Raw genomic sequence first — 21,696 nt, forward strand, 5'->3', positions numbered from 1 at the left:
AGGAGGCTTGGGAAAAACTGCGGCTGTGGGATAACCGTCAGATTTCCTTTTCGATCTGATATACGTTACGATCTGTTGCGGAGCGGGATACCAGTTCGGCAATAAAGCCTGCGAGGAATAATTGTGTTCCCAATATCATCGCTGTGAGAGCAATATAAAAATAGGGTGTATCGGTTATTAACGGTGCTTTTATCCCTTTGGTAAGGCATAAATATTTGTCGATACCGATCCAGAGGATGGAACCACAGCCGATGAAGAATAATAAGGTGCCTAAAGCTCCGAATAAATGCATCGGCTTTTTGGAAAATCGGGTGATGAAAGTTATAGACAACAGATCCAGAAAACCATTGATAAAACGGTTCAACCCTCCGAATTTTGTTTTACCGTATTTACGGGCACGGTGTTGTACAACTTGTTCTCCGATGCGTGTAAAACCGGCCTGCTTAGCCAGAATGGGAATGTAGCGATGCATTTCACCATATACTTCGATGCTTTTTACAACTGTATTTCTATAGGCTTTCAAGCCGCAGTTGAAGTCGTGCAGCCGAATGCCGGAGGCTCGCCGTGCCGTAGCGTTGAATAATTTTGTCGGAATGGTTTTTGAAATGGGATCGTATCGTTTCTTTTTCCAGCCGGAGACCATATCATAATCTTCTTCCATAATTTTACGATAGAGCTCCGGTATTTCGTCCGGGCTGTCCTGCATATCGGCATCCATAGTGATAACTACATCTCCTTGTGCCACCTGAAAGGCGGAGTGTAAAGCTGCGGATTTACCATAGTTACGGCGAAATTTGATGGCCCGGATAGACGGATTCTGAGCTGCCAGTTCTTCGATAATTTTCCAGGAACGGTCATTGCTTCCATCATCGACCATGATAATTTCGTAGGTGAAATTATGGGTCTCCATTACTTTTTTGATCCAGGCTGTCAATTCAGGTAAGGATTCTTCTTCATTGTATAGCGGAATGATTACGGAGATATTCATGATGATGTGTTTTTATTTTGCCGATTACTGATAACGGGCTATTCCGGTTTCCTTTTTTTAAGTATAAAAGCGATGACCAGGGTATAAATCAGGCCCATCAAAGCTTTTGAAAAAAATTCTGTAATTCCCATCGACACGGGCGTTGTGAATGCCTGAAGCATTTGTATCATGTTGTCAGCCCAAGGTGACTCGGGGTAAAGTTGCCTGAACAGGCTTTCTGCATACATCAGGTAATTCTCCAGCGTGTCCGGATGTTTCGAGTAGATGATGAGAGCATAAGAGCCATAGAAAAAACCTGCGACAGCGGACAGGTACATACCTGTCAGAAGAGCTCTCCCGTAAGAAATGTAGCCCTTGAGTTCTTCACTTTCCCGGTATCGCCGGATTTGCATGAAAAGCCCAATGACAAATAGAAAGGTTATGATCCTGTCCAGGGACGGATTAGCATAGATGTTGCCTGTCTGTTTGAAAAATACGTATGAAGCTGCCACACAGCAACAGCCGATTAGCATCCCGAAAAGGGTGTTTTGTTGAATGAATGTCGGTTGTTTATGCTCCATAATTTAAATTAAAATCCGGCTTTACTGCGGAGGTATATTTTTTCACCTTCAACGAGAGGGGTGTTGCTGTTTATGTAATTGTACTTGACCAAACTTTTGAGCCGTACACCGTACATTTGAGAAATGAGGTAGAGTGTGTCGCCGTTTTTTACCCGGTGGAATTCATATCCTTTGGCGGCTCTGCTTTTTTTCTTTTTCAGATAAATGTACTGACCGATTTGGAGGTTACTGTCCTGCTTGTCGTTGAATGCCTGTAATTTCTTTAGTTTAATGTTATAATAGCGGGCGATGCCTTCGAGGGAATCACCTTCTTTGATTTCGATACAAATGATACCGTTTCGCATTTCTTCCCGTTTCCGGTAGTTTATGGTGGTGGTAACCGGATTCGGGTCTGATGCTTTTTCAATTGCAGAGACCCGTATTTGTTCGCCTGCAGTCGGATGTTTAACCCGGTGATCGTACAGATAAAGTTCTTCTTCTTCTATGATTTTTATCAGCATGTCGGCATATTTGGGATTGGTGGCGTAGCCGGCAGCTTTTAATCCTCTGGCCCAGCCTTTATAATCTGTCGCTTCTAATTTAAAAAGGGAAGCGTAGCGAGGGCGTGAAAGCAAAAACTCGCTGTGATCGATCCAGGATTGTTCCGGATTTTTGTATTTTCGGAAGCATTCGTCGGCTTCATCGTCGTCCATGTGAAAAGCCGGGCCTATCCAGTCGTGACATTTGATTCCGAAATGATTGTTGGCTTCGGTAGAGAGGGGAGAACCCCCGCAACCGGATTCCAGGATGCCTTGTGCCAGCTTGATGCTTGCCGGTATACCGGTACGTTCCATTTCCTTGATGGCGATATGTTTGTATTTGCGGATAAAATCTTTCCGGGACTGGGCGAAGAGAGTTAATGTGAGTGTACTTAATATCAGAAGAAGTAATATTTTACAAACTGTTTTCATAAAATTTAAATATGGCGATGGCCGCTATGCGATTAAAAAATATATTTTTAGTGGTATTCTGATAAACTTTTACGAACTTTACCGGTCCGTTATCGGGCTGTAAAAATAATAAAAATAAGCGATGGATAAAAGAGAAGTAAAAATAGATTATACGGTTTATGAAAATTCCTGCCCTTCGGCTTATGAGGTTATATGCCGTAAAGCAGTTGAGGTCATTCCGAATGCATACAGTATTTATTCGGGCTTTTCGGTCGGGGCGGCTGTTTTGCTGGAAAACGGAGAGATTGTAGCCGGAACGAATCAGGAAAATGCAGCTTATCCGAGCGGTCTTTGTGCGGAACGTACAGCTTTGTTTTATGCACAGTCGGTTTATCCGGGAGTAAAGGTTAAAGCATTGGCTATTGCGGCTTTTAATAAGGGAATACAGACGGAGGATGTTGTTACGCCCTGTGGGGCTTGCCGTCAGGTTATGGCGGAAGTGGTCAAACGTTATGGGGATTTTGAGGTCATTATGATAGGCCGGGACCGTTCGGTTTGTCTGAAGGCTTCCGATTTGCTCCCGTTTGCATTTACATTGCTGTAAATATACGTATTACGATTCAGAGAAGCTTACCCGATTGACAATTGAGCGTCCGAGGGTCAATGCGTCGGTATACTCCAGATCATTGCCGATGGAGATACCTTTGGCGATGGTACTGATCGTCAGGTTTTCCCGGTTTTTGATTTTTTTATAGATGTAATAACCGGTCGTATCGCCTTCAATGGTTGCACTCAATGCAAAGATGATTTCTTTTATTTCATTTGTAGCGATGCGTTGCAGCAGACTTTCGATGTGTATGTCGGCGGGGCCTATTCCTTCCATGGGAGATATAATACCGCCCAGCACATGATATAGGCCGTGATATTGGGAAGTTGCTTCTATCGACATAATATCCTTTATGCTTTCTACAACACAGATCAGAGAGGTTTCCCGTTTCGGGTCCGAGCATATCTCGCAGAGTTCCCCGTCGGAAATGTTATGACATTCCCGGCATTCGTGTATGTTTTCTTTCAGGTCACTGAGGCTTTTGATAAATTGCCGTACTTCTTCCGGATTTCTTTTCAGAAGGTGCAAAGCGTATTTTAATGCTGTTTTATGCCCGACACCGGGCAGGGATGCAAATTGTTCTACGGCTTTTTCCAGTAACTTTGAAGAGAAGCTTTGCATATCGGTTCTCAGGCTTTGGATTCTTCGTTTCTTTCGTTTTCTTTTCCGGAGGTGTTGAATCGGATGTCTTTCAGTATCATCTGTATATCCGTTTTTCCCATAAACTCATTTTCTTGTAAGGAATAGCAGATATCAAAATATTTTCCGGAGTTCACTTCATCATACAGATACCCCATGTTGAAACCGATGCCGCTACGGTCTTTACAAACCCGGGTATCGTCGACAACGACAAGTTTCAGATGTTCGTGATTGCGTCCCACCCTTCGCGTACCGATAAAGTTAACGACGTTTTCTGTCATGAATACGGGGATTGAATTGTTGGGGCCAAAGGGAGCGAATTTTTGCAGCATATCATACAATTCCGGGGTAATGTCCGAAAGTTTAAGCTGGGCGTCGATGTTGATTTGAGGGGTCAGCATCTCTTCGTTTATCGTTTCGCGGACGATCTGTTCGAATTTTTCTTTGAACAGTTCTATGTTTTCCAGTCTGAGTGTAAGACCGGCAGCATATTTATGTCCGCCGTAGTTTTCCAAAAGCTCGCTGCATTGTGAAATGGCGTAATACAGATCGAAGCCTTCAACCGAGCGGGCAGAACCGGTTGCCATCCCGTTGGATTCAGTCAATACGATGGTCGGACGATAGAAAGATTCTGTCAGCCGGGAAGCCACGATTCCGATAACTCCCTTGTGCCATCTGGGATTGAAGAGTACCGTGGTTTTTTTAGACGGTTCTATTTCTGAATGAAGAATATGTGCGATGGCCTCTTCTGTGATGTCGTGATCCAGTTTTTTTCGCTTGTCATTAAAAATATTAATGGCAGAAGCGATGTCATTGGCTGAAAGTTTTTCATCGGCAGTCAATAAGGCAACTGCTTTATTGCCGGATTCGACGCGTCCGGCTGCATTGATGCGGGGACCGATACGGAAAACGATGTCGTTGATGGTAATTTCTTTATCTATACCGGAAACTTCGATGATGGTTTTCAGACCGAGACTGGGTTTTTCATTCAGTTGTTGCAATCCGAAATAAGCCAGTATACGATTTTCTCCGGTAATGGGGACAATATCACTGGCAATACTTACACAAAGCAGATCGAGTAATCGGTACAATTCGGACATGGGCAGGTTGTGCTTGATGCTATGCGCCTGTACCAGCTTGAAGCTCACACCGCAGCCGCTCAACCATTTGTATGGGTACTGGCAATCTGCACGTTGGGGGTCGAGTACTGCAACGGCATCCGGCAATATTTCACCGGGAGTGTGGTGGTCGCAGATGATGATGTCAATGCCTTTTTCTTTGGCATAACGTACTTTTTCTACCGCTTTTACTCCACAATCGGTCACAATGATAAGACTGAAACCGTTTTCAGCAGCATAATCGATACCTTTCACAGAAACGCCGTAGCCTTCGGTGTAACGGTCCGGAATGTAGTATTCCAGATTATTTTTATTGCATTTATTTTTGAGGTATTTGTATAATAAAGCTACTGCGGTGGTCCCGTCTACGTCGTAATCACCGTATATCATTACTTTTTCTTCCCGGGCAATGGCTTTGTCCAGCCGATCGACAGCTTTGTCCATGTCCTGCATAAGGAACGGATCGTGAAGCATGTTGAGGGATGGATAAAAAAAAGCCTGGGCAACTTCCGGGCTGTTGATTCCGCGTTGTAACAGAAGGTTTGCAATGATCGGATTGCAATTTATTTTATGTGCGAGTTCTTGTATTTTATTTGTCTCCGGAGGAGTGTTTATAACCCATCTTTTTTTCATTATACTTTTCTCCAATTCTGTTACAAAGAAGCGGAAATTCCTTGGCATTTCAAAACTAAAGAACTATAAATTTTCAATAGTTAAAACATAAAATGGGTATAGGGTTACAAATCAAATGAATAGAATAGGATTCTTTTATTTTTTATTATCTTTGCAATTCGAAATGACCTTTGGAAAAGGTAAGGTGTTGGATATAAAATGATTAAACTAAAATAAAATGGGTTTTACTGAATTGAGTGAACAGGAAATTATCCGGAGAAATTCATTGACGGAGTTGGAAAAGCTGGGGATAGAAGCTTATCCTGCAGCAGAATTTACAGTAACTGCACATGCAGCAGAGATTAAAGATAATTTTGATGATGCTGCTCCTAAGCGGGAGGTTGTCATTGCAGGGAGAATGATGAGCCGGAGGGTGATGGGTAAAGCTTCATTTTTTGAATTACAGGATACGACCGGGCGTATACAGGTATACGTGAGCCGTGATGATATTTCGAAGGATGAGAATGCCACGATTTACAATACTGTTTTCAAGAAGTTAATGGATATCGGTGATATTGTCGGGGTGAAGGGGTTTGTTTTCCGGACGCAGACCGGCGAAATTTCCATACACGCACAGGAGTTGGTGATGTTGTCAAAATCATTGCGGCCATTGCCTATTGTGAAGGAAAAAGACGGGAAGCTGTTTGATGCTTTTACTGATCCGGAATTGCGTTATCGGCAACGTTACCTTGACCTGATTGTAAATCCGCAGGTAAAAGATGTATTTGTGAAACGCACGAAGATGATTAATGCCATTCGGGAGTTTTTCAATAGTCAGGGGTATCTGGAAGTGGAAACTCCGGTATTGCAGGCTATTCCCGGTGGAGCTTCTGCCCGTCCGTTTATCACACATCACAATGCATTGGATATTCCTTTGTATCTTCGTATTGCCAACGAATTGTATCTGAAGCGTTTGATTGTCGGAGGATTTGACGGAGTATATGAATTTTCGCGGAATTTCAGGAATGAAGGGATGGACCGTACTCATAATCCGGAATTTACCTGTATGGAAATTTATGTGGCCTATAAGGACTATCAATGGATGATGAATTTTACGGAAGAGATGGTATCCCGGGCTGCTATTGCGGTAAACGGTACGACAAAAGCTGTCATCGGAGATCAGGAGGTTGATTTTAAACCGCCGTTCCGTCGGGTGAAGATGGCGGATGCCATTAAGGAATATACAGGATACGATATTGAAAAAATGTCCGAGGAGGATTTGTATCAGGCCTGTATCGATATGAATATTCCGGTAGACAAGACGATGGGCAAAGGAAAGCTGATCGATGAAATTTTCGGAGAAAAGTGTGAAGGACATTATATACAGCCGACATTTATTTATGATTATCCGAAAGAAATGTCGCCCTTGACAAAGAAACATCGTGCAAATCCGAATTTGTCGGAGCGTTTCGAGTTGTTTGTCAACGGCAAGGAAGTTGCCAATGCTTATTCGGAATTGAACGATCCGATCGATCAGTTGGACCGGTTCCAGCAACAGATGAAATTACAGGAGCGGGGAGACGATGAAGCGATGTATATCGACTATGATTTTGTACGGGCTTTGGAGTATGGAATGCCGCCGACGTCCGGTATGGGTATCGGTATCGACCGCCTTTGTATGTTCCTGACGAACAGCTCTTCCATTCAGGATGTATTGTTTTTTCCGCAGATGAAACCCGAGAAAAAAATAACCGTAGATGCTGATGACAAGTTTGTTGAAATCGGAATACCGATGGAATGGGTTGCTGTTTTGCGTAAAGCAGGTATACAAACGGTCGAGGGATTGAAAGCAACGGAGAATCCGAACAAATTGCATCAGCAGTTATGCGGTATCAATAAGAAGGAAAAACTCGGTCTGACTGCACCTGCTCAGGAAGACGTCAGGAGATGGGTTGAACAATAAATGATAAGGAATATGTTTTTGCTTTGCGGGTATACGTAATCGTGAAGTAAAAACGTAATCGTAAATATTATTTTTATGGAACTACCACAAAAACCGAGGCTCGGAATCGTAGGGGGAGGAAGTTGGGCAACAGCCATTGCCAAGATTCTGACGGAGACGAATGACCATATCAATTGGTTTATGCGGAATATTGATACGATCAAGGCTTTTCGCGAGTTAAGTCATAATCCGCGTTATTTGTGTGAAGTAGAATTCGATCTTTCGAAGATTACTTTTACGGATGATATCAATCGGTTGATCGGAGCTTGTGATATTATCATCTTTGCCATACCGAGTGCCTTTTTGAAAAATGTAACGGCAAACATTACCGTTTCTTTGAAAAACAAGGTGGTGGTATCGGCTATTAAAGGGCTGATACCGGATGATAATCTGATTATCGGGGAATTTTTCAATATGCGTTTTGAGGTGCCTTTGGAGCAGATTGCCGTTATTTCGGGTCCTTGTCATGCGGAAGAGATTGCTTTGGAGCGACTCTCGTATCTGACATTTGCCAGCAATGATCTGAAAATGGCCCGTTCGGTGGCGCAGACATTCGATTGCCATTATGTAAAGACGAGTATTTCAGACGATATTTACGGTACGGAATATGCAGCCGTATTGAAGAATGTGATTGCTATTGCAGCCGGTATTTGTCATGGATTGCGTTACGGAGATAATTTTCAGGCGGTGTTGATTTCCAATGCAATTCAGGAGATCGAACGTTTTGTGGCGGCAGTACATCCGATTCATCGTGATATAAAAAGTTCGGCTTATCTGGGGGATTTGTTGGTGACGGCTTATTCGCAATTCAGCCGTAACCGCACCTTCGGTACGATGATCGGAAAAGGCTATTCGGTGAAATCGGCACAAATGGAAATGTTGATGATTGCAGAGGGGTATTTTGCTGTAAAAGGAATTAAGGAGATCAACAAACATTACAATGTACATATGCCGATAACAAATGCAGTATATAATATTTTGTACGAGCGTATCAGTCCGACGATGGAAATTCGTTTGCTGACGGAGGAACTGAGGTAAGGGGGGGATGTTTGGATTTATAAGTAAAAACCGTTGATTAAAGAACGTATATTCAAGTGTGTGCGGAATGCAGTTCCGGTAGCATTGAGGACCTCTTGCTGGTTTCTGAAGATTATGTTACCGGTTACTCTTTTTGTTACCTTGTTGTCTTATTTCGGGATACTGCCTTATTTGTCTTCTTTGACAGCTCCCTTGTTCCGGTTTCTGGGTTTGCCGGGAGATGCTGCTTTGGTATTTGTGACCAGTATTTTTACCAATATTTATACCGTAATAGCCCTTATCGTAACTTTGGACTTCACGGTTCGGGAAGGGATCATATTGGCCGTGATGTGCCTGATTTCACACGGTTTTATCATTGAGACATTGGTTCAGAAGAAGACCGGTTCTGCCGCCTTACGTATGGTTTTGCTGCGTTTGTCGGGGAGTCTCATTGCAGCCGTCGGTTTGAATTGGGTTTTGCCTCAGATGCCGGAGGTTTTATCTTCGACAATGGGAACTGCTGTCGGATTCACAGAAACGATGCTGACCTGGCTGAAAGGAAGCTTGATTTTGTGTGTCAAGATTTTTGCGATTATTATCTCTTTGATGATATTGCAGCGTTTGTTGGAAGAATTCGGAATATTAAAGGTATTGTCTCGGCTGTTTGCCCCTTTGATGTATTTGTTCGGTTTGCCGGCTTCGACTTCTTTTTTGTGGATTGTCGGAAATACAGTAGGTTTGGCCTATGGTGCGGCTATCATGATGGATTACGGTGCATCCGGTTATTTGAATAGGAGAGAGGCGGATTTGCTGAATCACCATCTGGCAGTTTCTCATTCGGAGCTGGAGGACCCTTTGTTGTTTATGGTTATCGGTTTGCCTGTTTTTTGGTTGATTATTCCGCGTTTAATCCTCGCTATATTGGCTGTGTGGGAGCGAAGGCTGGAATTGAAATTGTCGGAGATGGGTAAACTGAAAAATTATAGAGTTTCAATACGGCAGGACCGTATGTAATATTTGATTTATGTATTCGATAACTGAAGTAAAAACGAAAGAACAGGAGGAAGCTTTTATTCTGCTTCCGGTGAAATTATATAAAGATACCCTTTATTGGATTCGTCCGTTGGATAGCGATATACGCCATGTATTCGATAAAGATAAAAATCCCTGTTTTAAGAACGGAGAGTGTGTACGCTGGTTGTTACAGGATGACAAGGGGGAGGTTATCGGACGGGTTGCGGCTTTTATAAACGGAAAGACTTGCCGTTTGGATCATTATACGGTAGGACAGATGGGCTTTTTCGAGTGCATTAATGATGAAAAAGCCGCATTTATGCTTTTTGATCAATGCCGCAAATGGTTGGAGGAGAAAGGCATGGAAGCTATGGAAGGGCCGGTAAATTTCGGAGAACGGATTGAATGGTGGGGGTTGCTGGCGGATGGGTTCGACCGCTATCCCAATTATGCGATGCCCTATACTCATGCCTATTACGTCAAATTTTTTGAAGATTATGGTTTCCGGGATTATTTCCGTCAATTTACGTACCGCAATCGCCTGTCTATAGATAGTCTGGCACCGGTTGTCGTGTGGAAAGCCGATCGTTTACTGAAAAATCCGGATTATGCCGTGTATACTTACCGGGAAATCGGTAAGCAAAAGGCCATCGATTCTTTATTGGAAGTATATAATAAAGCCTGGAATCTGGAAGTTCATGGGGTAGACGGGATTACCCGGACACAGGTGGAGGCGATTTATAAAAGTTTGCAACCGGTCATTGATAAGGATTTGATATATTTCGGGTATTATAAGAATATTCCGATCGGCTTCTTCCTGATGTTTCCGGAAATGAATCAGGTGATCAGGCATATGAATGGGAAGATGAATCTGACGGGAATATTGAAATTCCTGTATTATCGTCATATAAAGAAAGTAGATGTGGCTTTGGGACAGTTGTTTGGTGTCATACCTGAATTTCAGGGGAAAGGTGTAGAAGCTGCTTTGATTAAATGTTTTTGTGAGACGGTCGTGAAACGAAACAGTCATTATAAGTTTTTGGAAATGAATTGGGTCGGTGATTTTAATCCGCAAATGATGCATTTGATGGATTATTTGAGTGCTACTGCCGTAAAAACCCATATTACTTACCGGAAGTTGTTCCGGGAGGATATTACTTTCGTCCGCTCGGCCGACAAATGATGCCGTAGATAAGAATTTGGTGGGAATTGTATAATAAAACAGGGGCTTTTTACATTTTAGTGAAAGCCCCTGTTTTTATAAACGGTAGTGTTAATTTCCGTGTTTAGAATGGAATTTCAGACGCATCAGGCGTAGGTCTTCTTCGGGATATTCGCCATCGAATTCATCGAATGCTTCTGAGATATTATCTGTTTGAGCCTCCATGAAATAATCAAATATTTCTTCCTGTTGCTCATCGTCCAGAATCTTATTGATGTAATAGTCGATATTTAATTTTGTACCGGAAAATACGATCGCTTCCATTTCTTTAATCAGTTCTTCGTAAGACAGGCCTTGTGCAGACGCAATATCTTCGAGGTCGATCTGTCGGTCGATATTCTGAATGATATATACTTTGTAGCGGGATTTATTGGCTACGGTTTTTACGACCATGTCCTGTGCCCGTTCAATTTCATTATCCTCTACATATTGCTTGATGATGTCAATGAATTCCTGTCCGTATTTCTGGGCTTTTCCCATGCCGACCCCCTGTATGTTGGCCAGTTCTTCGAGAGTGATCGGGTAATTGATACACATATCTTCCAGTGAAGGATCCTGGAAAATAACATATGGGGGCAGTCCGTTTGTTTTAGCTATTTTTTTACGTAAATCTTTCAGGATGGCATACAATGTATTGTCTAATGCAGAAACGCCACCTTTTTCCTGGATTTTGTCTTCACTTTCCTCAAAATTACGATCTTCCATCATCTTAAGTTCTTTAGGATGTTCTAAAAAGTCTAAACCTTCTTTTGTTATTTTTATTACACCATATTGCTCGATATCTTTCTCGATAAATCTGCTGATAAGTGCGCGTCTGAATACCATTGTCCAGAATTGGCGTGTTTTTTCGGTACCGCTTCCGAACATATCCAGTTTATCGTGCTTGTATGCTTTTACGGCAGAATCAGCTTCTCCGATCAAAATATTAACGAGATGTTCTATCTTAAATTTTTCTTTTACTTCAGTAACCAAAGATAAAGCATCCTGCATATATTCCCGTCCGTCGAATTCTTTTTTGGGGTAGAGACAATTGTCGCAGCATCCGCAGTTGTCTTCGGTGTAGTTTTCTCCGAAATAGTGAAGAAGTACTTTGCGGCGGCACATGGAGGTCTCTGCATAAGATACGGTTTCCATGAGCAATTGTTTCCCTATTTCCTGTTCGGCAATGGGTTTTCCCTGCATGAACTTTTCCAGTTTTTGAATGTCTTTGTAGCTGTAATATGTGATACATATTCCTTCGCCTCCGTCTCGTCCGGCCCGTCCGGTTTCCTGGTAGTATCCTTCCAGGCTTTTGGGAATATCGTAATGGATGACAAACCGTACATCCGGTTTGTCGATTCCCATACCGAAGGCAATCGTAGCAACGATGACATCTACTTCTTCCATCAGGAATTTGTCCTGGTTGGCACTACGCGTAGCAGCATCCATACCTGCGTGGTAAGGTGCAGCTTTAACGCCGTTGATACATAATACTTCTGCCAGCTCTTCGACTTTTTTCCGGCTGAGACAATATATAATGCCGGATTTTCCTTCGTGATTCTTGATGAATTTGATAATGTCTTTTGTCGGTTCGTTTTTAGGTCTTACCTCATAGTAAAGGTTGGGACGGTTAAACGATGACTTGAATACCTGGGCGTCCAGCATATCCAGGTTTTTCTGAATGTCATGCTGAACTTTAGGGGTTGCCGTTGCTGTCAGGGCAATGATGGGGGCTTCCCCGATTTCTTCGACAATAGGGCGTATTTTCCGGTATTCCGTCCGGAAATCATGACCCCATTCAGAAATACAGTGAGCTTCATCGACGGCAAAGAAAGATATCCTGATTTTTTTCAGGAATTCGACATTACTTTCTTTGGTGAGCGATTCCGGTGCTACATAAAGCAGTTTTGTTTTGCCTTGTAAAATATCTTCTTTGACTTTCAGAATTTCGGATTTCGTCAAAGAAGAATTCAGAAAGTGAGCTACTCCGTCTGCTGCACTGAATGCACGCATGGCATCGACCTGATTTTTCATCAGGGCAATCAGCGGAGATATAACGATGGCTGTCCCTTCGAGTATCAATGCCGGTAATTGATAACATAGAGATTTTCCCCCTCCGGTCGGCATCAATACAAAGGTGTTTTTCCCGGCCAATATATTTCTGATTATGGCTTCCTGGTTTCCCTTGAAATTATCGAAGCCAAAATACTCTTTTAATTTTGTATGTAAATCAATTTCCAATTTCATCGCAATATTGTTTTCGCACACTTTTTCGAAAAAGGAGTTGCAAATTTATAACTTAATTCGAATGAACAAACAAAAATACATCCATAATTCAGAAATCCGAAAGTTCTCAAATCTTTTGAAAGAAATGATGTCTTTGCAATGTTGTAAGACCTGTTCCGTTCATTTAAACCTACATATAAATTGTAAATTTTGGATTGTAAATTTTAAATTGCCTGACAAACCAGTCCGTCGTCGGATTTATTTAATTTAAAATCTAAAATCGTAAATCTACAATCTTAAACCTACTCTTCTTATGGCTGTATTATAAAAAAATGATACTTTTGCCATTAGTAAAGTTATAGCAAAAAATGGTTGTTACAATAGTTTCTTACTTTTTTTTTTGGCATAAATATTGTAATTAACTGTACAGATTTCTAATGATAAATGAAAATGGTTGATATAAAGGATATTGCTAGAAAAGTTATTTCAGATGAATCGGAGGCTGTAAAACGCTTGATAAGCTATGTCGATGATGATTTCGAAAAGGTCGTGAGATTGATTTATGAAAGCAAAGGGCGGGTGATTGTAACGGGGATAGGCAAGAGTGCCATTATTGCACAAAAAATTGTAGCTACTTTGAATTCAACCGGTACGCCGGCTATTTTTTTGCATGCAGCGGAAGCGATTCATGGAGATATGGGAATGGTACAGGATGAAGATGTTGTGATATTTATCTCTAAGAGTGGGAATACGCCGGAGATTAAAGTGTTATTGCCTTTGATCCGGAATATCGGAAATAATCATATTGTAGCTATGGTGTCGAATACAGATTCTTTTTTGGCTCAAAATGCGGAATTTGTATTGAAAGCGACAGTAGAGCGGGAAGCTTGTCCGAATAATCTGGCCCCTACGAATTCGACGACGGCACAATTGGTGATGGGAGATGCCCTGGCGATGTGCCTGATTGAATTGAGAAGTTTTTCAAGCCGGGATTTTGCCCGTTATCATCCGGGAGGTTCATTGGGGAAACGGTTGTATACCCGGGTCGCGGATGTGTTTGACCGGGAAAACAAGCCCCGGGTAGCTATAGATGATCATATCCGGAAGATTATATTGGAAATGTCCGGCGGTTGTTTGGGGGCAGTAGCTGTCACGGATGAAGGGGAGCATTTGCTGGGGATTATTACGGACGGCGACTTGAGACGAATGCTGGAGAAATACGAAGATGTTGATGGCTTGAAAGCAACAGACATTATGTCATCGTCTCCAAAGACAATTGGAGAAGATGAGTTGGCTTACAATGCCTTTCAGTTGATGGAGAAGAGCAGTATCACCCAACTGGTCGTTGTCGATAAAGAAAAAAGATATAAAGGTATGGTTCATTTACACGATATCTTAAAAGAAGGGGTTGTTTGATCGTAAATTTAAAAATGAGAGAAAGCAAAAAAAGGTGAGTTTAGGATTGAATTTGCAGATTATGGGTTAAAAAGGAACCGAGTAACTAAAAGAATATTTTCGGGAGTTGCGAGGCAACTTTAATTTAGATTTCAATGAAAAGGACCGTACTTTTGGGGATATTGTTATTGCTTGCCGGCATTGTTGCGGGTCAGAGTACCCGTGTCAGGGGAAAGATTACAGATGCAAAGACGGGGGAAGTGCTGCCTTTGGTGAACGTTGTTTTTAAAGGTACGACGATAGGAGTCACTTCGGATTTTGACGGGCTTTATGTAATCGAGACCCGGGAACCGGTGTCCGAACTCCAGGTGTCGTTTGTGGGATATGAACCCCAGACGGTAAAGATTATTCCGACGGCCTTTAATGCTGTTGATTTTCAGTTGGTACCGATTACTTTTGACCTGGAAGAGGTAAAGGTGCGTCCGGGAGAAAATCCGGCACATGCTATTTTACGGAATGTTTCGGACAATAAGAAAAGGAATAATCCGGACGAAATAGCTTTGTACAATTGTACAACCTATACTAAGATGGAGCTGGACCTTACCAACATAAACCCGTGGTTTAAGAATAAAAAACTCCAGAAGAATTTCGGTTTTATATTTGAACATATGGATACCTCGGTCATTACCGGTAAATCTTTTTTGCCGGTAATGATTTCGGAAGCGACGGCGGATTATTATCATCGCAAAAATCCTTCTTTTTCCCGTGAAATCGTAAAGGCAAGCCGGATTTCGGGAATTGAAGAGGATTATACATTGGCTCAGTTTACCGGACATTTACACGGTAATGTCAATTTATACGACAATTATATAGATGTTTTCGACGTAAAGTTTGCCAGTCCGCTGTCCGATCACGGCTTACTGTATTATAAGTATTTTCTGGTAGACAGTATGCAGGTGAACGGACGCAAGACTTATAAGATCCGGTTTCATCCGAAGGGGATGTCTACGCCTGTCCTGGACGGTGAGGTTAATATCGATTCGGCTTCCTGGGCTTTACAGTCGGCTAATGTGAAGATGATGAAGGGGTTGAATGTGAACTGGATCAGGCATCTGGTGATTGAGACAAAAAGCCGTTTGATAAATGATTCTGTGTGGTTTCCGAAACAGGATAAGATTTTTGCGGATTTTTCGATCGTTATGTCCGATTCAGCCAAGGTCGTTTCTTTTTTAGGACACCGTCAGGTTGATTATACGCATGTGCGCCTGAATGAACCTATTCCGGCAGAGGTTTTAAAGTTGGATAACAATGTCGTGATATCCAGGGATGTTTTGAAAAATGACGAAAGTTATTGGGATTCAATACGTCCTTTTGCATTGAGCGACAAGGAGAAGCAGATATATGGAATGGTGGATTCAATAAAGAATGTGCCTTTGTACCATAATATTTATACATTGCTGTCGACTGTGCTCGGAGGGTATTACGATACCAAATATGTAGGTATCGGACCTTATTATAAAATGTTTAGTTTTAATAAGTTGGAGGGGGCTCGATTTCAGCTTGGGTTGCGTACCACGACGGATTTTAGCAGGAAAATCCGGTTGAGCGGATATGGGGCGTACGGTACGAAGGATAATCATTTTAAAGGTGGCGGAGGAATAGAGTATATGGTCAATGAATTGCCGACATCGAAGTTGAAGCTGGCCTATAAGCACGATGCCGTACAGTTGGGAGCCGGTGTCAATGCTTTTACGGAAGGAAACATACTGAGTTCTGTTTTTTCGCGGGGCAATAACGATCGTCTCAGTTTGGTAAATCAGGGTGATATTTCTTACGAACACGAATGGAGACAAGGAATCAGTAATACTTTTGCCGCTCAAATGCGGACCATTTTTTCATCTCCTTATGTGCCTTTTGTGCGACCGGACGGACAAGTGGTGAATTCAATACAGACGTTTTCCTTGCAGTTGAAAACCCGTTTGTCCCGTGATGAGATCGTGGTACGGAAAACATTCGATAAGTTTTCGCTGGGATCGGATTATCCGATTGTGGGAATTGATTTATCGATGGGGGTAAAAGGGATGTTTAAGAATGATTATGAATACTATCGGGTAGTAGGAACGGTATTGTATGATTTAGGTATTCCTCCTATCGGAACATCGAAATTTATAATTAACGGTGGTAAGGTTTTCGGTAAGGTGCCTTATCCGTTGTTGAAATTACATGAAGGAAATGCAACTTATTTTTACGATACCTATGCTTTTTCATGTATGAATTACTATGAATTTGCATCAGATTTATGGGTATCGTTGATATATGAACATCATTTTAAAGGTTTCTTTTTAGGCAAGATTCCGTTGATGAAGCGTTTGAAATGGCGGGAAGTGTTTATTTTCAAGGCGCTGATCGGAACCCTGGAAGACCGTAATAACGGAAGTTTGGCTGATACGAAAGCGATATTGCTCTTTCCGGAAGGTATGTCGTCGGTATCTAAACCTTATTTTGAAGCTGGTATCGGTATTGAAAATATATGCCGGATTCTCCGGGTGGATGCGATCTGGCGGTTGAGCCACCGGCATAGTGTACCCGGACAAAATGTACAGAATTTTGCTATAAATTTCAGTATAAATCTCAATTTTTAAGCCGCTAACGGTTTAAGCCGGATTGAATTTTAATTTCAGATAATAATTGTCTATCTTTGCAGCCTGTTGACTGCTTGTTGTTTTGGTTTTCAGGGAGATTCCGGCTAAAATAGGAGCTGGGTCTGTATTTGGTTATTACCTAAATATAATATAGGGCAATATGATATTAAGGGCAGAAGATCTTGTTAAAAAATATAAGAGTCGTACGGTTGTGAAGGGGGTTTCTGTTCAGGTAGAACAAGGGGAGATTGTGGGCTTACTGGGACCTAACGGAGCAGGTAAGACGACTTCATTCTACATGATAGTGGGATTAATTACTCCGAATGGCGGACGTATTTTTTTGGATGACCGGGAGATCACAAAAGAACCGGTATACAGACGGGCACAATTGGGAGTCGGTTATTTGGCACAGGAGGCTTCGGTATTCCGGAGGTTAAGTGTGGAGGATAATATCAAGGCTGTGTTGCAGATGACCAAGATGCCCAAAGAAGAACAGCGGGAGCGTTTGGAAGAGATGTTGGATGAGTTCGGATTGCAGCATATACGGAAGAGTCTCGGTATTCAGTTGTCCGGAGGAGAACGGCGGCGTACGGAGATTGCCCGGGCTTTGTCGATTCGTCCTAAATTTATATTACTGGATGAGCCGTTTGCCGGGGTTGACCCGATAGCTGTGGAAGACATTCAGAGTATTGTTCAGAAATTGAAGGAGAAAAATATCGGCATATTGATAACGGACCACAATGTACAGGAAACACTGTCGATTACCGACCGGGCCTATCTGTTGTATGACGGGAGGATATTGGAATCGGGTACTGCGGAGCATCTGGCGGCAGATCCGGAGGTGAGACGTGTATACCTGGGCAAGAATTTTGAATTGCGTAAGAAAAAGTAATTTAGTATTTTCTGTGTCTAAATCGGTAAAGATTTTGACAGTTTGAAAAAATAGATTATTTTTGCAACGCCGAAAAAATAATGAGCGGGCGTGGCGAAATTGGTAGACGCACTAGACTTAGGATCTAGTGTCGAAAGACGTGGGGGTTCGAGTCCCTTCGCCCGTACAGAATGAAAGCCGCCTTAAGAGGTGGCTTTTTTAGATATGAGGATTTAATAATATGTATAATTAAAACTGTTGTAACTGTTGTAACTGTTGCGACTGTTGTAACAAAAACGATAGCATGAATATAACAAAGACCCAGAATGACAATCTTAATGCAATGATTAAGATTGAGTTAGGTAAAGAAGATTATGCCGAGCGCGTAGAGAATGTATTGAAAGATTATCAGAGAAAGGTTGTGATTGACGGTTTCCGGAAGGGAAAAACACCGATGGGAATTGTTAAGAAGATGTATGGGAAAGCGATTCTGGTAGAAGAAATCAATAAAGTACTCGGAGAAGCTCTTACAAATTATATCAAAGAAAATGATCTTCAGATTCTGGGGGAACCGCTGCCGAATGAAACGGAGCAGAAAGAATTGAATTTGGAAGATGACAAATTCGAATTCATATATGATATTGCCCTTTCTCCGGAAGTAAATGTAAAATTGAGCAAGCGGGAAAAAGTACCTTATTATCTGATAAAAGTCGATGATGAGATGATCGACAAGCAGATTGAAAGTATGTGTAAAGGCAACGGTGAGTTGAAACCGGTCGATGAAATCGAAGGTACGGAATATATAAAGGGAGAATTGATCGAACTGAATGCCGACGGTAGTGTAAAAGAGGGAGGAGTGAAAAATGAAGATGCTTCGTTGTCGGTAATGCACATTAAGGATGAAGAGTCTGTCAATGCATTCAAAGGGGCGAAAGTAGGTCAGGAAGTAAAATTCAATGCAGTGAAATCTTTCCCGAATAAGGCAGATTTTGCTTCTATGCTCGGTGTGACGAAAGAAGAAGCTGAACAGGTGAATCCGGATTTCTGTTTTATTGTGAATGAAATCAAACGTTATACGGATGCTGAAGTAAATCAGGAACTTTTTGACCGGGTTTATGGAAAAGACAACGTGAAGAGTGTTGAAGAATTCCGTACGAAAGTGAAGGAAGATATTGAGAAACAATTGAAAGGACATTCGGAATATCGCTTTACAATTGATGCCCGTGAGAAGATCCTGAAAAAGAACGAAGATGTGGTATTGCCGGATGCTTTCCTGAAAAGATGGATTGTGGCTGTCAATAAGGATATGAAGGCTGAGGATGTAGAGAAAGATTTCGAGGGATATCGTGACGAATTCAAGTGGCAGGTCATTAAGACAGCTTTGGGTAAAGAATACGGGTTGAAAGTGGAAGAAGTGGATATGAAGTCTGTTGCCCGTGAAGTTGCTGCTGCTCAATTACAGCAATATGGTTTGTATGGTTTGAGTGACGAGCAGTTGGACGGATTTGCCGTAAAATTGCTTGAAGATTCCAAACAGCGTCAGCATTTGTATGAAAGAGCTGTGGATAATAAAATATTTGCTGCAATCAGAGAGAATGTGAAGTTGGAAGAGCAGGAAATTGCTATGGCTGATTTTGAGAAATTATTCCAGAAGTAAGGAAAATAATACGGTAGAATGTGTATCCCGGAAATCTATGGATTTCCGGGATATTCTTTTTCGGTTATTTGTCTTTCAGGAAACGGTTTTTAAATCGTATGGCTTCTTGTAAGACACGGGCATCGGAACGGCCTTCGTACTTATTCAGTTGCCGGTCGGTGATGATTAACCTTCCGGCTGTCTTTTTTTCGTAGATGACACTGTCTGTGATGACGGCATGGTTGTCAAACGAGCCGGTGATGTGAAACGGTGGCCGTAGGCTGTCGGAGAGTAGTTGTCCCATACTGTAGTCGGAATAGGGATTGTTTACACCCAGCCAGGTATGCATCAAGGTCGGGATGATATCGTAATGAGTGGTTTGATGGGTGATTTGACCCGGTGTGACTCCCGGATAATAGTACAGGAGAGGCACATGAATTTGGGCATCGGAAAAATTACCGTTGTGTCCCCAGAAATTCTTCTTATTTTCATTGAATTCCTGACTATGGTCACCGCTTATGATGACGATGGAGTTTTCAAGTAATCCCCGGGTTTCGAGTTTTTGTAGTATACATCCTATCAAAGAGTCGGTATGCCAAGTACAATTGCGATATAAATTGAAAAAAGGGGTGGGATCTGTTTCGTTACCGAGTTGCATATAATCCGCGTATTCCCAGGCCGGCTGGAACCGGCGGGGATAACCTTGAGGGAGATCTATGGCGTGTGGTAAATCGTAAAATAGAAAAGCGAAGAAAGGAGAGTGTGCGATCGTATCCTGTTCGCGTTGATCCAGATAGGCAAGGAAATCTTTTGTAATCCGGTTGTCCCGTTCAAAAGGTGTTGAGCCGGGAGTTTCTGTCCGGAGGTTTTTCACATTTCCGAATACTACCCGGTAGAAGGGCGGGTTGACAAGACTGGCACTGGCAAGTATACGGATATCGTAATCGAGTTGCAATAGACGCTCAATGAAGACCGGTTGAATGCCGGCAATTTCAAAATATTTCCAGTAAATGGGAGATATGCCAAAAAACCAGCCGAAAATTCCACCCCGCGTACCGTTACTGGAACTTAAATGCCGGAGGTAATTTTCTGATTTCCGGGAAAATCGGTACATATTGGGACAGGTTTCCGGAGTAAGAGTCCGGGGATTCCACGAATCGACCAACAAAAATATGATGTTTTTCCGGGAGATATGATCGTCTGTTTCCAGGGAGTGTAAAGGGTAGTTTACAACGTTATGTTTGTTTTTCTCGGAGTTGTCGGTGTATAAATCTTCTTTTTTGACAACTCCCAGTTTTAATAGTAAACGGTTGGCTGTCAACGGATAAAATTGAGGTAAGCTGAGCGCAGCATTTTCTATGGAACTTTTACCGGCAACAGCGGCATAGGCATGACCGATGTGGGATGTGACAATGCCTGAAATAAAAAAGATACAGATGAAAATTGCGTTTTTCAGATGGATTTTTCTGTAATATGTTTTACTTATCCAAAGCAGGATCAAGCCGATGATAAAAAATGCCAGAACGACACCAATGCTTTTGTATACCAAAGCCGGATTGAATACAAATATTTGCCCGGCATTTGCCCCGAAGACCATATCGGTTACGAATCCGTTGATGTGAAATTTGTAAAGCCGGAAAATGATTCCGTTGAGGTAGGCTAACAGATTCAATAAAAGATAGAAAGAAAATAAGATGGTCAGGGCTGTTTTATAAAAACGGGTGAATAGGACTGAAGGAAGGTACAAGGTAAAAAAAGGAATGAGTGTAAACAGAAAAGCGTGACCGCTGGCCGATAAGGTATAATACAGCCAGCCGATCCAATCGATGGATGTTGTTAAGTAGCTGTTGTACAGGTATGCAAAGAATTGAGTAAACAGGATAACGGTAGTGGATATGAAAAATAAGAACCCCTTTTTTAAATAGATTTCTTTTTCCGGCGAAAGGATATGTTTCATGGACTAACTGTAAATTACATATTATTTTATAAATTAAAAAAACGGTCGTTTTTTATGGAAATAAATATTGAATAATAAATAAATGACTAATTTTGTAAAATCATTGTTATGTGTTTCATTTACAGTGTGTAGTTGGTAGGTGCTAAAATGAAACAGGAGTCGTTTTTTTTATCTGATATCAAGCCATAAAAAACGACCGATTTTTACAGGTATTTTTATAAACGACCTGTTTTTTTAGTATTTTCTGTTTTGTATATATCTTTTCCGGAAGACGTGGGTAAA

16 protein-coding genes and 1 tRNA gene are annotated in these 21,696 nt (G+C 41.9%); 10 read left to right on the forward strand and 7 right to left on the reverse strand.

Annotation, left to right across the window (positions count from 1 at the left end; genetic code table 11):
- Positions 1 to 37: 37 nt before the first annotated feature.
- Genes DD657_RS09140 through DD657_RS09150 form a run of 3 tightly spaced genes read right to left on the reverse strand, consistent with a single transcriptional unit; the run spans position 38 to position 2,498 of the window.
- Complete coding sequence (locus DD657_RS09140; protein ID WP_021987599.1) at positions 38 to 988, reverse strand: glycosyltransferase family 2 protein; 951 nt, start codon at positions 986 to 988, stop codon at positions 38 to 40.
- Between the two features lie 38 nt (positions 989 to 1,026).
- Positions 1,027 to 1,548 carry a DUF4199 domain-containing protein gene (locus tag DD657_RS09145; protein WP_021987598.1) on the reverse strand — a complete coding sequence of 174 codons (522 nt, stop codon included), beginning with the start codon at positions 1,546 to 1,548 and terminating at the stop codon, positions 1,027 to 1,029.
- 8 nt (positions 1,549 to 1,556) lie between these two features.
- A complete protein-coding gene (locus DD657_RS09150) occupies positions 1,557 to 2,498 on the reverse strand; it encodes a glucosaminidase domain-containing protein (protein ID WP_287049640.1) in 942 nt (313 codons plus the stop codon).
- 121 nt (positions 2,499 to 2,619) lie between these two features.
- On the opposite strand from DD657_RS09150, the gene cdd reads away from it, so the two are divergent.
- Positions 2,620 to 3,081 carry a cytidine deaminase gene (gene cdd / locus DD657_RS09155; protein WP_287049641.1) on the forward strand — a complete coding sequence of 154 codons (462 nt, stop codon included), beginning with the start codon at positions 2,620 to 2,622 and terminating at the stop codon, positions 3,079 to 3,081.
- A gap of 9 nt (positions 3,082 to 3,090) precedes the next feature.
- On the opposite strand, the gene recR is transcribed toward cdd, so the two are convergent.
- Together recR and recJ are read right to left on the reverse strand one after the other, a co-directional pair.
- Positions 3,091 to 3,705 (reverse strand): recombination mediator RecR, encoded by a 615-nt coding sequence (recR, locus tag DD657_RS09160; RefSeq protein WP_021987595.1) that lies wholly within the window; start codon positions 3,703 to 3,705, stop codon positions 3,091 to 3,093.
- 8 nt (positions 3,706 to 3,713) lie between these two features.
- Positions 3,714 to 5,474, reverse strand: a complete 1,761-nt coding sequence (gene recJ / locus DD657_RS09165; RefSeq protein WP_287049642.1) for a single-stranded-DNA-specific exonuclease RecJ — start codon at positions 5,472 to 5,474, stop codon at positions 3,714 to 3,716.
- 217 nt (positions 5,475 to 5,691) lie between these two features.
- On the opposite strand from recJ, the gene lysS reads away from it, so the two are divergent.
- The 4 genes from lysS to DD657_RS09185 all read left to right on the forward strand — a co-directional run bounded on the left by lysS (position 5,692) and on the right by DD657_RS09185 (position 10,669).
- A complete protein-coding gene (gene lysS / locus DD657_RS09170; RefSeq protein WP_021987593.1) occupies positions 5,692 to 7,416 on the forward strand; it encodes a lysine--tRNA ligase in 1,725 nt (574 codons plus the stop codon).
- Between the two features lie 75 nt (positions 7,417 to 7,491).
- Entirely contained in the window at positions 7,492 to 8,493 is a 1,002-nt protein-coding gene (locus DD657_RS09175; protein ID WP_021987592.1) for an NAD(P)H-dependent glycerol-3-phosphate dehydrogenase, read from the forward strand.
- Positions 8,494 to 8,553: 60 nt separating this feature from the next.
- A complete protein-coding gene (locus DD657_RS09180; protein ID WP_287049644.1) occupies positions 8,554 to 9,486 on the forward strand; it encodes a nucleoside recognition domain-containing protein in 933 nt (310 codons plus the stop codon).
- Between the two features lie 10 nt (positions 9,487 to 9,496).
- Positions 9,497 to 10,669, forward strand: coding sequence for a GNAT family N-acetyltransferase (locus DD657_RS09185; protein ID WP_287049645.1), 1,173 nt, complete (start codon positions 9,497 to 9,499; stop codon positions 10,667 to 10,669).
- Between the two features lie 90 nt (positions 10,670 to 10,759).
- Here DD657_RS09185 and recQ read toward each other — a convergent pair whose 3' ends face one another.
- Positions 10,760 to 12,934, reverse strand: coding sequence for a DNA helicase RecQ (gene recQ, locus DD657_RS09190; protein ID WP_021987589.1), 2,175 nt, complete (start codon positions 12,932 to 12,934; stop codon positions 10,760 to 10,762).
- A gap of 429 nt (positions 12,935 to 13,363) precedes the next feature.
- Here recQ and DD657_RS09195 point away from each other — a divergent pair, with 429 nt between their 5' ends.
- From DD657_RS09195 to tig, 5 genes are all read left to right on the forward strand, one after another.
- Positions 13,364 to 14,329, forward strand: coding sequence for a KpsF/GutQ family sugar-phosphate isomerase (locus tag DD657_RS09195; protein ID WP_021987588.1), 966 nt, complete (start codon positions 13,364 to 13,366; stop codon positions 14,327 to 14,329).
- Between the two features lie 134 nt (positions 14,330 to 14,463).
- Positions 14,464 to 16,950 carry a DUF5686 and carboxypeptidase-like regulatory domain-containing protein gene (locus DD657_RS09200; RefSeq protein WP_068688562.1) on the forward strand — a complete coding sequence of 829 codons (2,487 nt, stop codon included), beginning with the start codon at positions 14,464 to 14,466 and terminating at the stop codon, positions 16,948 to 16,950.
- A gap of 160 nt (positions 16,951 to 17,110) precedes the next feature.
- Positions 17,111 to 17,842, forward strand: coding sequence for an LPS export ABC transporter ATP-binding protein (gene lptB, locus DD657_RS09205; protein WP_021987586.1), 732 nt, complete (start codon positions 17,111 to 17,113; stop codon positions 17,840 to 17,842).
- 84 nt (positions 17,843 to 17,926) lie between these two features.
- A tRNA-Leu gene (locus tag DD657_RS09210) sits at positions 17,927 to 18,008 on the forward strand.
- 117 nt (positions 18,009 to 18,125) lie between these two features.
- The gene (tig, locus tag DD657_RS09215; RefSeq protein WP_287049646.1) at positions 18,126 to 19,478 is read left to right on the forward strand and encodes a trigger factor; all 1,353 of its coding nucleotides are present in this window, start codon (positions 18,126 to 18,128) and stop codon (positions 19,476 to 19,478) included.
- Between the two features lie 64 nt (positions 19,479 to 19,542).
- On the opposite strand, the gene DD657_RS09220 is transcribed toward tig, so the two are convergent.
- Complete coding sequence (locus DD657_RS09220) at positions 19,543 to 21,414, reverse strand: sulfatase-like hydrolase/transferase (protein ID WP_287049647.1); 1,872 nt, start codon at positions 21,412 to 21,414, stop codon at positions 19,543 to 19,545.
- Between the last annotated feature and the right edge of the window lie 282 nt (positions 21,415 to 21,696).

The organism is Culturomica sp. (assembly GCF_003524185.1).
Lineage (GTDB): Bacteria > Bacteroidota > Bacteroidia > Bacteroidales > Marinifilaceae > Culturomica > Culturomica massiliensis.